Genomic DNA, 12,586 nt, shown 5'->3' with positions numbered 1-12,586 from the left:
GAAAATACCGGGAAGATAATCAATGGAAATCAGCTTTGCCTGTCTGGCCAAAGACGATAAATCAGGAAAGTTCCGGATGCTTGCATGCTGTCTGGTATTACCCCTGCACTACTCCACAGGACAAGCATCCGAATGAATGGCGTATTACTACATTACACCTTCAGCAGATCGCGCGATTTGCCCGAATCGGTCCACTCTTTGACCCATTTCGGTTGACGGCCACGGCCAGTCCATTGCTGCGTCGCATCATCCGGATTGCGATAGCGTACTGCCACCGTGCCGGTTTTAGCGCGGATACCCGTACCAACCAGATCTTTGACGGAAACACCAACGCTCTGGGCGATCGCCAGGATTTGTTCGCGCGCTTTGGACAGATCGTCCTGTTCGCGTTTCTTCATTTGCTTCTTGATGTCGTCCTGCAAGGTGCGCAGTTCGGACAGGGATAAGCTGGACAGATCCATGATATTTCCTTGTGTGAGTTGAAAAATATAACTGAACAGTTAAATTCTATCCAATTGTAACGCGACTGAGGTGATTTTTCTGAAGATTTGATTGTTTTTTACAATTCTTTTACCAAAAATCCTACTTCCCCGGCTTTCAAGCGATGCGCGTCTTCAATCAAGGAGGCGGACATCGTACATGGACCATCTGCGCAAGTACCCCTGCTTTGCACGGCGGCGTTTGCATACAGCGCCATCGGCCATGTTTATTCTGCGGCACCATCATTGCAATTTATAGTAATTCAAAATTGCAATTAAAAAATATACATGGGACCAATATTGTCGTGCATCGTGCATCGCTGCCAAACGCCGCCCGTGCATCGGAGCAATCACCACCACCCACATGCGGCAGATTTTACGCCAATTAAAAAAAACAGCACCACACGACAGCACATAATCGCGAAAGTGCGCACAGCATAGCATGAGGAATATATTTTTCAACATTAAGCATTCACCCGCAGTTACTCCCCCCTGCTGCCTGCTGATAATCAAGACGGTACAAATGCAAACTGCCCGCTATACAGCGGGCAGCATTGACGACAAACTTGCTACGGACTTGCTATTCACCCAGCCAGCGCTAATCAGGGAATCGCCACGCCGCCTTTCGGCTTCTGGGTTTTCACCACCTGCATCGCCGTGGCGATCAAACCGCTCATATCACCGAGATTGGCCGGCACGATAATCGAGTTATTCGTTTTCGCCAATTGCGCGAAGGCGCCCACATACTGCTCGGCTACTTTCAGGTTGACGGCATCTTCGCCGCCCGGCTCGCGAATGGCGGCGCCCACCTGGCGCAGCGCCTCGGCACTGGCCTGCGCCAGCGCGACGATGGCTGTGGCCTGGCCTTCGGCACGGTTGATCGATGCCTGCTTCTCGCCTTCGGAGCGGGCAATATTCGCTTCGCGCTCGCCGCTGGCGATATTGATCTGCTCCTGCTTGCGCCCTTCCGAAGCGGCAATCAGCGCGCGCTTTTCACGCTCGGCCGTAATCTGCGCCTGCATCGCATGCAAGATCTCCTTGGGCGGAGTCAAATCCTTGATTTCATAGCGCAATACCTTCACGCCCCAATTCGCCGCCGATTCATCGATGGCATTCACGATGGCCGTATTGATATGGTCGCGTTCTTCAAATGTCTTGTCGAGTTCCATTTTACCGATCACCGAGCGCAAGGTCGTTTGCGCCAATTGCGTAATGGCGGCAATATAATTCGACGAGCCATACGAAGCGCGCATGGCATCGGTAATCTGGAAATACAGAATGCCATCGACCTGCAATTGCGTATTGTCGCGTGTAATGCACACCTGCGGCGGCACATCGAGTGGAATTTCCTTGAGCACATGCTTGTAGGCGATACGGTCAACAAAAGGCACGACAATATTCAGGCCAGGGCCCAATACCGCATGGAACTTGCCCAGACGTTCCACCACCCAGGCATGCTGTTGCGGCACGACATTGACCGTCTTGAAGACAAATACCAATGCCAGCAATAACAAGATCAGCGACATGCTTCCGATGCTTACTTCCATAATCTATTCTCCAGGTTATCCAACAATCAAACGGCTGCCGCGCACGGCGCGTATGGTGTAATGACCGGCCTGCGTATCGCTGCCGGGAATCAGTTCCACATCCCACAAGGCGCCGCGATACATGACACGCGCCGCACCATCGACCCAGTGCGCGACTGCCACGCTTTGGCCGATATCGAGATTCACATTCGGATCCTGGGCCGCATCGCGCCGCGCCGCCTTGCCAAAACGGCTGCGCCGCAATAACAGGGTAGCCGCCACGCCGACAATGGCGGCCGTCAGGGCCTGCCAGCCGCCATTTCCGCCCGCCAGCGCCACCAATCCTCCGGCACTGACGCCGATGGCGATCATCAGCAAATAAAACGTGCCTGTAAACAGCTCCAGGATCAATACCGCGCCAGCCGCGACAAACCAGCCTACCCATTCAGCCATGATGCCTCCATCCTTGTGAATCCGAAAATAAAAAACCCCGCAGCCTATATAAGCGACGGGGTTTAATGCGCTGTACTGCCTGATATTATTCTTGCCAAACACCTATATACAAGCAGTCTAACGCAATTCCGGATGGCGTCAATAGCCAGGGGCGAATTAGCGCCGCCGGAAAGAAATTTACTCCTCGAGCAGGCTGCGCAGCATCCACGCCGTCTTCTCATGCAAATCCAGGCGCTGCGTGATCAGGTCGGCCGTCGGCTGATCATTGGCTTTTTCCAGCAACGGGAACAGGCGGCGCGCCGTGCGTGCGGTCGCTTCCTGTGCCGATACCAGGTGACTGACCATCTCCAGCGCCGGCGGCACGCCGTCGATTTCCTTGATCGAAGCCAGCTTGACGAATTCCTTGTAGGTACCAGGCGCCGGATAGCCGAGGGCGCGGATGCGTTCGGCGATCAGGTCCAGCGCGGCCCACTGTTCCGTGTATTGCGTCATGAACATCAGGTGCAGCGTATTGAACATCGGCCCCTTGACGTTCCAGTGAAAATTATGGGTCATCAGGTACAAGGTGTAGCTGTCGGCCAGCAGGCCGGACAGGCCTTCCGCAATCTTCGCGCGGTCCGCCTCGGAAATGCCGATGTCGATCTTTGCAACTTTGCTCGGTTTCTTGCTTGCCATGTGAACTCCTGTTTCAATGTATTGGTGGAATCATTTTAGCTGATCTGGCGCAAGCCCATCGAATACTGCCGTGCGCCGCATGGCGGGCATAAAAAAACCCGCTGCCGGGTGAGCGGCAGCGGGTTTTCAGACGGAGATAAAGATGCTTACGCTTTCAGCGCAGCCAGCTTTTGCCAGGTATCGATCACCGAGTCGGGATTGAGCGACATCGATTCGATGCCCTGCTCCATCAGCCAGACGGCAAAGTCCGGATGGTCGGAAGGACCCTGGCCGCAAATGCCGATGTACTTGCCGCGTGCCAGGCAAGCCTTGATGGCCAGGGCCAGCAGGGCTTTCACGGCAGGATCGCGCTCGTCGAAGTCGGCGGCCAGCAATTCCATGCCGGAATCGCGGTCCAGGCCCAGGGTCAGCTGGGTCAGGTCGTTCGAACCGATCGAGAAGCCGTCGAAATGGTCGAGGAACTGGTCGGCCAGGATGGCGTTCGACGGCACTTCGCACATCATGATGACGCGCAAATCGTTTTCGCCGCGCTTCAGGCCATTCTTCGCCAGCAGGTCGATGACTTTCTCGGCCTGGCCCAGGGTGCGTACGAACGGCACCATGATTTCCACGTTCGTCAGGCCCATGTCATTGCGCACGCGCTTCATCGCTTCGCATTCCATGTTGAACGCTTCGGAGAAGTCGGCCGACAGGTAGCGCGCCGCGCCGCGGAAGCCCAGCATCGGGTTTTCCTCGTCCGGCTCGTAGCGCGAACCGCCGATCAGCTTCTTGTACTCGTTCGACTTGAAGTCGGACAGGCGCACGATGACTTTCTTCGGCCAGAACGCGGCGGCGATGGTGGCGATGCCTTCGGCCAGCTTGTCGATGTAGAACGCCTTCGGCGAAGCGTGGCCGCGCGCCACCGATTCCACGGCTTTTTTCAGGTCGGCGTCGATGTTCGGGTATTCCAGGATCGCGCGTGGATGCACACCAATATTGTTATTGATGATGAATTCCAGGCGCGCCAGGCCCACGCCCGCATTCGGCACGGACTGGAAGTCGAACGCCAGCTGCGGATTGCCCACGTTGAGCATGATCTTGGTGTCGAGCTTCGGCAATTCGCCGCGCGACACTTCCGATACTTCCGTTTCCAGCAAGCCGTCGTAGATCTTGCCTTCGTCGCCTTCGGAGCACACGACGGTGACGAACGTGCCGTCTTTCAGCACGTCGGTGGCATCGCCGCAGCCGACGACGGCAGGCACGCCCAGTTCACGGGCGATAATTGCAGCGTGGCAAGTACGGCCGCCACGGTTGGTGACGATGGCCGACGCGCGCTTCATGACCGGTTCCCAGTTCGGGTCCGTCATGTCGGCAACGAGCACGTCGCCTGGCTGCACGCGCTCCATGTCGGCCGGGTCGTGAATCACGCGCACGGGGCCGGCGCCGATCTTCTGGCCGATGGCGCGGCCGGACGTCAGCACGGTGCCAGTGCTTTTCAGCTTGAAGCGCTCCTGCACGTCGGTCGCCTTTTGCTGCGACTTGACGGTCTCGGGACGCGCCTGCAGGATGTACAACTTGCCGTCGCGGCCATCCTTGCCCCACTCGATGTCCATCGGACGACCGTAGTGGTTCTCGATGATGACGGCGTATTTTGCCAGTTCCACCACTTCGCTGTCGTTCAGCGAGTAGCGGTTGCGCATTTCGACGGGTACGTCGACGGTTTTCACGGAACGGCCAGCTTTCGCTTCGTTAGTGAATTCCATCTTCAGCAGCTTCGAGCCGATATTGCGGCGGATCACAGGCGACTTGCCTTTTTCCAGCATCGGCTTGTGCACATAGAATTCGTCGGGATTGACGGCGCCCTGCACCACGGTTTCACCGAGGCCATAGCTGGAAGTGACGAAGACCACGTCCTTGAAGCCCGATTCCGTATCGATGGTAAACATCACGCCGGCCGCGCCCAGGTCGGAGCGCACCATACGCTGCACGCCGGCCGACAGGGCCACTTCAGCGTGCGTAAAGCCTTTATGTACGCGGTAGGAGATGGCGCGGTCGTTATACAGCGACGCGAACACCTGCTTCATGGCGTCGAGCACGTTGTCGATGCCGACCACGTTCAGGAAGGTTTCTTGTTGACCAGCAAAAGAAGCGTCCGGCAAGTCTTCCGCCGTGGCGGAGGAACGCACGGCAAACGACATTTCCGTGTCGGAATCGGCTACCAGCTTGGCGTAGAACTGGTCGATTTCGGCGGCCAGGCGTGGCTGGAATGGCGTTTCCACGATCCATTGACGGATCTCGGCACCGGCTTGCGCCAGCGAGCGCACGTCATCGATGTCCAGCCCTTCGAGGCGCTGGGCGATGCGTTCGGCCAGCGGCAAGCCGCCATTGGCGCTATACGACAGGAAATCGCGGAATGCCTGCGCCGTGGTGGCAAAGCCACCGGGCACGCGCACGCCGGCTTCCGCCAGTTGGCTGATCATTTCGCCCAGGGAGGCGTTCTTGCCGCCGACGGATTCGACATCCGTCATGCGCAAATGCTCGAACGAGGCAACATACACCGCGTCCTTGTCTTCCTGCTGTTGCGATACTGCGTTGGTCATAATGACACCCTTACTGATGATAGAAATCTTTACGCGCGGCGCACAGACAGTCTTCTTGTTATTCTTGGCGTCGTGCAGCACAATCATACCGTTGCAGCCATTTTACCTTGTGCGGCGCAAATTGACGACGCACAATCTTGATCCGAAAACCCATGACACAAGAACCACGCCCTCCTCTGCCCTCCGCGGCCCGCACCGTCTTCTTCGTTTCCGACGGCACCGGCATCACCGCCGAGACGTTCGGCCACTCGGTGCTGACGCAGTTCGATCTGCGCTTCCGCCAGATCCGCCTGCCTTTCATCGACACCATGGACAAGGCCTACGAGGCGGCGCGCAAGATCAACGAAGCGTTTGCCACCGATGGCCAGCGCCCGATCATTTTCTCCACCCTGGTGAAAAACGACCTGTCGGCCGTGATCCGCAAGTCCAGCGGCATGCACATGGACCTGATCCAGACCTTTGTCGCCCCGCTGGAGCAGGAACTGGGCGTGATGTCGACCCATACCATCGGCCGCTCGCACAACATCGTCGACAGCGAGGAATACAAGAACCGCATCGAGGCGATCAACTATTCGCTGGCACACGACGACGGCCAGTCGCACAAGAACCTGTCCTCGGCCGATGTCATTCTGGTGGGTGTTTCGCGCTCTGGCAAGACCCCGACCAGCCTGTACCTGGCCATGCAATACGGTATCAAGGCGGCCAATTATCCGCTGATTCCCGACGATTTCGAGCGCGACAAGCTGCCATCGGCCTTGCTGGAATTTAAGAATAAAATTTTCGGATTAAGCATTACGCCCGAACGTTTGTCGGAAATACGCAACGAAAGACGCGCCGGAAGCAAGTATGCGGCCATTGAAAATTGCCGTTACGAGGTCAACGAGGCGGAAAAAATGATGAAACGCGAAGGAATACGCTGGCTGTCATCGACCACCAAGTCGATCGAGGAGATCTCCACGACGATCCTGCAGGAGATCAAGCCGAACCGCCGCGAATACTGAGAACGCCTGACCAAACCTGCTGCGCGTCGGTATAGGCGGCCTGCGATGCTCACCGTACTAGAAGTACGGTTGCGCTTCTCGGCCACCTCTCCCTTCCGCTCGCTACGGTTTTGTCAGGCGTTCGCCAGGCTGGAGTTCACCTCGCTGGACAGCACCGTCAGCGCGGCCACCAGTTGATCGAGTTCGGCGGTGGTGGTCGTAACGGCCACCGTGGCGCGCACGACATCGGCATCGCCGATATTGCGCTGCACGGTAAAGACGCCGAAGCGCTGCAGCAAGGCTTGCTGCAGGTCGCGCGCGCTCATGCCGTCGACGGCAAAGGCCACCAGTGCCGTGCCGCGCCTCGCATCGAGCGGCGACAACATGCGCACGCCGGGCAGTTGCGCGGCGCGGCTGATCCAGTAATCGCGCAGCCAGGCCAGGCGTTCGTTCTTGGCCGGCGTGCCGCCCAGGTGCGCATGGAAGTCCAGCGCGGCAGGCGCGGCCAGGATGGCGCCGATCGGCGGCATGCCCATGTGCAGGCGGCTGCGGATATCGTCAAGCGGATAATCGTCGTCGCCACAATGCGGCTCGATCTTGTGCAGCTGCGATGCGCGGATATACGCGACACCGAGTCCCGCCGGAGCCCCCAGCCATTTATGCAGATTAAAACCGGCGAAATCAACGCCCATGGCTTGCACGTCCACGTCGACCTGCCCCAGCGCATGGGCGCTGTCGAGCAACACGTCGATGCCGTATTCGCGCGCCAGCGCCATGATGTCCTGCAGCGGCAGTTGCTGGCCGTTGGCCGGCGTCACCTGCGACAGCAGTAGCAACTTGGGCTTGACGGCCTGGCGCATGGCTTGCGCGTAACGGGCGACGATTTCGTCATCGCTGATGGGCAAACTCAATTGAACTTGCGTGCTGGTGACGCCACGGCGCTGCGCCAGCCAGCGCATGGCCGTGCGCATGGCCGGATAATCGAGATTACTCCAGAGCACAGTATCGCCGGGCGCCAGGCCGTGATATTGCGTGATCAGCACCTGCATCGATTCGGTGCCGCTGCGGGTCAGCAGGATCTCGTGCGGCTGCGCGTGAATCAGCGCGGCGACGCGCTGGCGCAGGATATCCACGTGCGTACGCGTGAATTCGCCGCGCACGAAGGGACTCAGTTGCTCGTTGGTGTAGCGCACGGCCTGTTCGAACGCCGCGTGCACAGGGCTGGCCATGGCGCCGAAATAGCCATGCTCGAGATTGACGATGGCGTCCGGCGGCGCGGGATAAAATGCGGCGACCTGGCGCCACCAGGCTTCGTCACGTACGGCGCCATCGGCAAGCAAAGGGAAAGACATGGCTACCCTGTTCAGGACTGGCCCTGGCGCAGCTGCTCGAAGAAGCAGACGGCGGCGCAGGCGGCCACGTTCAGCGATTCGATCTGGCCCAAGTGGGGAATGACCACCTGGTGCGTTGCCATCGACAGCAGGTCGTCGGCGACGCCCTGCCCTTCATGGCCAAACAGCCAAGCGACGGGCTGGCGCAGGTCGACGTCGTACAGCTGCTTCGTGGCGTAGCCGCTGGTGGCCAGGGTCGCCACCTTGGCGCCGGCAACGAGCGCCGCCAGGTCGACGTTTTCAAAGATGTCGAGCACGAAGTGTGCGCCCATCGCCGCGCGCAGCACCTTCGGCGACCAGCAGAAGGCCGTGCCGGCGCTGCAGTAGACCTGCGTTATGCCGGCGGCGGCGGCGCTGCGCAAAATCGACCCCACGTTGCCCGGGTCTTGCAGGTTATCGAGCAGCACAGCCGATACGCTCAAGGGCTGCGTGACGGCCCGTTCCGGCGTCTCGATGAGGAACATCACACCCACGCCGTGTTCGACCTGGCTCACCGCGTTGTACAGCGCATCGGGCAAGCCCAGTACGTGCGCGCGCTGGCTTTCCAGCTGGCCGACGATGTCCGCCACTTCCGGGTTCCGCAAGGCGCTTTCGCTGACGATGCACTGCTCCGGCATGCCGCGCAGCTGCAGATACGACTGGCAAAGGTGCACGCCGTCGAGCAAGGTGCGGCCCGACTTGCGGCGCGCCTGCGAACTGCCCGCCAGTTTCAGCAAATCCTTGTATTGCGCGTTGTCGCGCGAGGTAATCGTCTTCATGCCGCCACCTCTTGTCCGCCAAACAGGGCGATCACGTTGCGCACGGGCGCGAACGAGCGGCGGTGCACGGGCGAGGCGCCGTGCAGGTGCAGGCGTTCCAGGTGCAGCTTGGTGCCATAACCCTTGTGCTGGTCGAAGCAGTATTCGGGATAGGCCGCATGCAGGTGCACGAGGGCCGCGTCGCGCGCCGTCTTGGCCAGGATCGAGGCGGCGGAAATCGAATCGACCTTGTCGTCGCCACCGACGATGGCCATGCCGCGTATCGGCATCACGGGACAGCGGTTGCCGTCGATCAGGGCCAGGGTCGGCACGGTCGCCAGGGCCTCGACGGCGCGGCGCATGGCCAGCATCGACGCCTGCAGAATGTTCAGGCGGTCGATCTCCTCTTCCGACGCTTCGGCGATGGCCCAGGCCAGGGCCTTGGCCTTGATCTGCGGCGCCAGCAGGTCGCGCTTGGCTTCGCTGAGTTTTTTCGAATCGCGCAAGCCGTCGATGGGCTGCTGCGGGTCGAGGATCACGGCGGCGGCGAACACGGGGCCGGCCAGCGGACCGCGGCCAGCCTCGTCGACGCCGCAGATGATTTCATCGAGCGAGAATGGCAAGTCGTCAAACAGGCCGGGATAGATATTTTTCACGTTGAATCTTTGGTAGGAACTGCGATTGAAACGGTGCTTACTTGCGGTTGGCGGCAATGACCTGCATGACGGCATTCGCGCTTTCCTGCGCGCTGTCGCGCAGCAGGCTGTGATGCATGTCCGTGAAGCGCTGCACCAGGCGCAAACGCCCGGGAACGTCGCTCAGCTGCTGCCACATGGCTTCGGCCAGTGCCTCGGGGCTGGCTGCGTTTTGCAGCAGCTCGGGCACCAGGTAGTCGCGCGCCAGGATGTTGGGCAAACCAATCCATGGCTGGTAGCCCATGTGGCGCATGATTTCCCACGAGGCGCGCATCATCTTGTAGGCGATGACCATGGGCTTCTTGTACAGCGCCACTTCCAGCGACGCCGTGCCGGAGGCCACCAGCACCGCATCGGCGGCGCAAATGGCCGTATGCGAGCCGCCGTCGGTCAGCAGTATCTCGACGTCCTGCAGGCCCGCTTCCGCAATCAGCTGCAGGAAGTACTGGCGCTGTTTTTCGCCGGCCATGGGCGCGACGAAACGCAAGGAGCGGTCGCGCGCCAGCAGCAGCTTGCACGCGCCGACAAAAGCCACCGTATTGTATTTGAGTTCGCCCATGCGGCTGCCCGGCATCAGGGTCACGACATTCGCGTCTTCCGGCAAGCCCAGGGTGCGCCGCGCGGCCGCTTCGTCGGGCTGCAGGGGGATCATTTCAGCCAGCGGATGGCCGACATAGGTAACGGGCACGCCCGCCTTGCGGTAGATCTCTTCCTCGAACGGGAAGATCACCAGCATGTGCGAGACGGCCTTGATAATTTTCTTGATGCGGCCGCCGCGCCAGGCCCAGATCTGCGGCCCGATGTAGTGCACGGTGGGGATGCCGCCTTCCTTCAGCTGCTGTTCCAGTCCCAGGTTAAAACCCGGATAGTCGGCGCCGATGAAGACGGCGGGACGCTCGGCCAGCAACTGGTCGCGCAGCGCGTTCTGGATGCCCTTGATCTCGCGGTAGCGGGGAATGATCTCGAACAGGCCGCGCACGGTCAGCTTGTCGAGCGGCCAGTCGGACACAAAACCCTGCTTGGCCATGTGCTCGCCGCCGATGCCATGGAAGCGCGCGCCGGGCAGCTGCGGCACGAGGCCGGACAGCAGCCGGCTGGCCAGCAGGTCGCCCGACACTTCGCCGGCGACGATGGCGACATTGGCGACCGGCTGGCCGCTGGACTGGTCAGCGGACGATGCCACGCGACGCCACTCCAAGGAATTCGCGCATGGCGCGAATGTGTTCCGCCACCTCGGGCGACGATGCCGCTTCTTCTTCGAACAGGGCAGCCTTGGATTCTTCCAGGGTCAGTCCCGCGCGGTAGATGAGTTTATACGCGGCGCGGATGCCGTTGATCTGCTCGCGCGTAAAACCGCGGCGTTTCAAGCCTTCGATATTGACGCCGTGGGCTTGTGCCGGATTGCCGTTCAGGAGCACGAAAGGCGGCACGTCCTGCGTCAGGCTGGTGCTCATGCCGACGAAGGCGTGCGCGCCGATCTTGCAGAACTGGTGCACATTGGCGAAGCCGCTCATGATGACCCAGTCGCCGATTTCCACGTGGCCCGCCAGCTGGGCATTGTTCGAAAAGATCGTGTTGTTGCCCACCAGGCAGTCGTGCGCCAGGTGCACATACGCCGAGATCCAGTTGTCATTGCCCAGGCGCGTGACGCCGCCGCCCTGCACGGTGCCCGTGTTGAAGGTGCAAAATTCGCGGATCGTGTTGCGGTCGCCGATTTCCAGGCGCGTCGCCTCGCCCGCCCATTTTTTATCCTGCGGCTGCGCGCCGATGGAAGAAAACTGGAACAGGTGGTTGTCGCTGCCGATCGTCGTGTGGCCGTCGATGACCACGTGCGGGCCAACCCTGGTGCCGGCGCCGATGCGCACGTGCGGACCGATGATGGTGTACGGACCCACCTCGACCGAGCTGTCGAGCTCGGCCTTCGGATCAATCACTGCCGTGGAGTGGATGGCCGCCATGTTACTGCCCCGCTGGCTGGCTCGCAGATTGGCTGGCATCCTGCGCGCTGCGGATGGTGCACATCAGTTCCGCTTCCACCGCCAGCTTGCCGTCGACCGTACCGACGGCCTTGTATTTCCAGATGCCGCGCGATACGCGCAGGATTTCCACGTCCATCTTCAGCTGGTCGCCCGGTTCGACTGGACGCTTGAAGCGCGCATTGTCGATGCCGACAAAGTACACGACCGAGTTCTCGTCCGGTTTCACGCCCATCGACAGGAACGACAGCAGGGCCGCCGTCTGCGCCAGCGCTTCGATCATCAGCACGCCGGGCATGACCGGCTTGTGCGGGAAATGGCCCTGGAAGAACTCTTCGTTGACCGTCACGTTCTTGATGGCGGTGATGGTTTTATCGGCTTCCCAGTCCAGCACGCGGTCAACCAGCAGCAGCGGGTAGCGGTGCGGCAGCAGCGATTTGATGGCGAGGATGTCGAGGGTCTTTTTTTCAGTAGTCATTTTTCGTCTTGGGTGGTCAGTGTTTTAATTGTTTTTTCAAGCGCGCGGATCTTCTCGCGCATGCTTGACAGGTTGCGCACGATGGCGGCGCTCTTTTCCCGGTCGGCGTTCATGGCCAGCGGACAGAAACCCGTGTACTGGCCCGGCTCCGCGCGATACGCACGCGCGGACCGATGCTGGTGTACGGCCCCACCTAGACCAATCTGTCGAGCTCAGCTTTCAGATCAACATTGGCTTAGAGTGGATGACCGCCCTATTACTACCCCGCCGGCTGGCTCGTATCCTGCGCACTGCGAATGGTACACATGATTTCCGTTTCCAGCGCCAACGTGCCGTCGACCGAAGCGACGGCCTTGTATTTCCAGAGGCCGCGCGACACGCGCAGGATTTCCACGTCCATCTTCAATTGGTCGCCCGGTTCGACGGGACGCTTGAAGCGCGTATTGTCGATGCCGACAAGGTACACGACCGAGTTCTCGTCCGGTTTCATGCCCATCGACAGGAACGACAGCAGGGCCGCCGTCTGCGCCAGCGCTTCGATCATCAGCACGCCGGGCATGACCGGCTTGTGCGGGAAATGGCCCTGGAAGAACTCTTCGTTGACCGTCACGTTCTTG

13 protein-coding genes and 1 pseudogene are annotated in these 12,586 nt (G+C 60.2%); 1 reads left to right on the top strand and 13 read right to left on the bottom strand.

The features are described from left to right. Window positions 1-152 precede the first annotated feature (152 nt). The 5 genes from GYK42_RS16180 to ppsA form a co-directional block, all read right to left on the bottom strand. Complete coding sequence (locus GYK42_RS16180) at window positions 153-461, bottom strand: H-NS family nucleoid-associated regulatory protein (protein ID WP_010397665.1); 309 nt, start codon at window positions 459-461, stop codon at window positions 153-155. Window positions 462-1,081: 620 nt separating this feature from the next. Beyond that, window positions 1,082-2,026: an SPFH domain-containing protein gene (locus GYK42_RS16175; RefSeq protein WP_046684976.1), complete on the bottom strand. Its 945-nt coding sequence runs from the start codon at window positions 2,024-2,026 to the stop codon at window positions 1,082-1,084. Window positions 2,027-2,041: 15 nt separating this feature from the next. Next, entirely contained in the window at window positions 2,042-2,458 is a 417-nt protein-coding gene (locus tag GYK42_RS16170) for an NfeD family protein (RefSeq protein ID WP_046684975.1), read from the bottom strand. A gap of 177 nt (window positions 2,459-2,635) precedes the next feature. Continuing rightward, window positions 2,636-3,133 carry a Dps family protein gene (locus GYK42_RS16165; protein WP_046684974.1) on the bottom strand — a complete coding sequence of 166 codons (498 nt, stop codon included), beginning with the start codon at window positions 3,131-3,133 and terminating at the stop codon, window positions 2,636-2,638. 146 nt (window positions 3,134-3,279) lie between these two features. Then, window positions 3,280-5,712: a phosphoenolpyruvate synthase gene (ppsA, locus tag GYK42_RS16160; protein ID WP_046685533.1), complete on the bottom strand. Its 2,433-nt coding sequence runs from the start codon at window positions 5,710-5,712 to the stop codon at window positions 3,280-3,282. Window positions 5,713-5,864: 152 nt separating this feature from the next. On the opposite strand from ppsA, the gene ppsR reads away from it, so the two are divergent. Beyond that, window positions 5,865-6,713: a posphoenolpyruvate synthetase regulatory kinase/phosphorylase PpsR gene (gene ppsR, locus GYK42_RS16155; protein ID WP_035818186.1), complete on the top strand. Its 849-nt coding sequence runs from the start codon at window positions 5,865-5,867 to the stop codon at window positions 6,711-6,713. A 113-nt stretch (window positions 6,714-6,826) separates the two neighbouring features. Here the strand turns inward: ppsR and GYK42_RS16150 are convergent, their stop codons facing one another. The 8 genes and pseudogenes from GYK42_RS16150 to fabZ (GYK42_RS16115) form a co-directional block, all read right to left on the bottom strand. Beyond that, window positions 6,827-8,044, bottom strand: a complete 1,218-nt coding sequence (locus GYK42_RS16150) for an aminotransferase class V-fold PLP-dependent enzyme (RefSeq protein WP_166448312.1) — start codon at window positions 8,042-8,044, stop codon at window positions 6,827-6,829. A gap of 11 nt (window positions 8,045-8,055) precedes the next feature. Next, window positions 8,056-8,841: a TrmH family RNA methyltransferase gene (locus GYK42_RS16145; protein ID WP_166448311.1), complete on the bottom strand. Its 786-nt coding sequence runs from the start codon at window positions 8,839-8,841 to the stop codon at window positions 8,056-8,058. Then, complete coding sequence (gene rnhB / locus GYK42_RS16140; protein ID WP_046684971.1) at window positions 8,838-9,476, bottom strand: ribonuclease HII; 639 nt, start codon at window positions 9,474-9,476, stop codon at window positions 8,838-8,840. The genes GYK42_RS16145 and rnhB overlap by 4 nt, the downstream gene beginning before the upstream one ends. Window positions 9,477-9,513: 37 nt before the next feature. Continuing rightward, window positions 9,514-10,698 carry a lipid-A-disaccharide synthase gene (gene lpxB / locus GYK42_RS16135; RefSeq protein ID WP_166448310.1) on the bottom strand — a complete coding sequence of 395 codons (1,185 nt, stop codon included), beginning with the start codon at window positions 10,696-10,698 and terminating at the stop codon, window positions 9,514-9,516. Then, entirely contained in the window at window positions 10,682-11,473 is a 792-nt protein-coding gene (gene lpxA / locus GYK42_RS16130) for an acyl-ACP--UDP-N-acetylglucosamine O-acyltransferase (RefSeq protein ID WP_046684970.1), read from the bottom strand. Before lpxA ends, lpxB begins: the two co-directional genes overlap by 17 nt. Before the next feature lies 1 nt (window position 11,474). Continuing rightward, window positions 11,475-11,969 (bottom strand): 3-hydroxyacyl-ACP dehydratase FabZ, encoded by a 495-nt coding sequence (gene fabZ, locus GYK42_RS16125; RefSeq protein ID WP_034752234.1) that lies wholly within the window; start codon window positions 11,967-11,969, stop codon window positions 11,475-11,477. Further along, window positions 11,966-12,118 (bottom strand): annotated as a pseudogene (locus GYK42_RS16120) (UDP-3-O-(3-hydroxymyristoyl)glucosamine N-acyltransferase); the annotation flags it as partial. The pseudogene GYK42_RS16120 and the gene fabZ (GYK42_RS16125), both read right to left, overlap by 4 nt. A gap of 110 nt (window positions 12,119-12,228) precedes the next feature. Further along, window positions 12,229-12,586: 3-hydroxyacyl-ACP dehydratase FabZ (gene fabZ, locus GYK42_RS16115; protein WP_166448309.1), on the bottom strand; the 358-nt coding region annotated here is incomplete at its 5' end.

Origin of the sequence: Janthinobacterium lividum (assembly GCF_011601275.1) — a bacterium.
In the GTDB taxonomy this organism is placed as follows: domain Bacteria; phylum Pseudomonadota; class Gammaproteobacteria; order Burkholderiales; family Burkholderiaceae_D; genus Janthinobacterium; species Janthinobacterium lividum_E.
This window is presented reverse-complemented; position numbering and strand designations above follow the sequence as displayed.

Bases quoted from the DNA above. Each gene is read 5' to 3' on its own strand.
- GYK42_RS16170 (WP_046684975.1), bottom strand. From the start codon at position 2,458: ATGGCTGAATGGGTAGGCTGGTTTGTCGCGGCTGGCGCGGTATTGATC.
- ppsR (WP_035818186.1), top strand. From the start codon at position 5,865: ATGACACAAGAACCACGCCCTCCTCTGCCCTCCGCGGCCCGCACCGTC.
- fabZ (WP_034752234.1), bottom strand. From the start codon at position 11,969: ATGACTACTGAAAAAAAGACCCTCGACATCCTCGCCATCAAATCGCTG.
- lpxA (WP_046684970.1), bottom strand. From the start codon at position 11,473: ATGGCGGCCATCCACTCCACGGCAGTGATTGATCCGAAGGCCGAGCTC.
- GYK42_RS16150 (WP_166448312.1), bottom strand. From the start codon at position 8,044: ATGTCTTTCCCTTTGCTTGCCGATGGCGCCGTACGTGACGAAGCCTGG.
- GYK42_RS16175 (WP_046684976.1), bottom strand. From the start codon at position 2,026: ATGGAAGTAAGCATCGGAAGCATGTCGCTGATCTTGTTATTGCTGGCA.
- GYK42_RS16145 (WP_166448311.1), bottom strand. From the start codon at position 8,841: ATGAAGACGATTACCTCGCGCGACAACGCGCAATACAAGGATTTGCTG.
- GYK42_RS16180 (WP_010397665.1), bottom strand. From the start codon at position 461: ATGGATCTGTCCAGCTTATCCCTGTCCGAACTGCGCACCTTGCAGGAC.
- GYK42_RS16165 (WP_046684974.1), bottom strand. From the start codon at position 3,133: ATGGCAAGCAAGAAACCGAGCAAAGTTGCAAAGATCGACATCGGCATT.
- ppsA (WP_046685533.1), bottom strand. From the start codon at position 5,712: ATGACCAACGCAGTATCGCAACAGCAGGAAGACAAGGACGCGGTGTAT.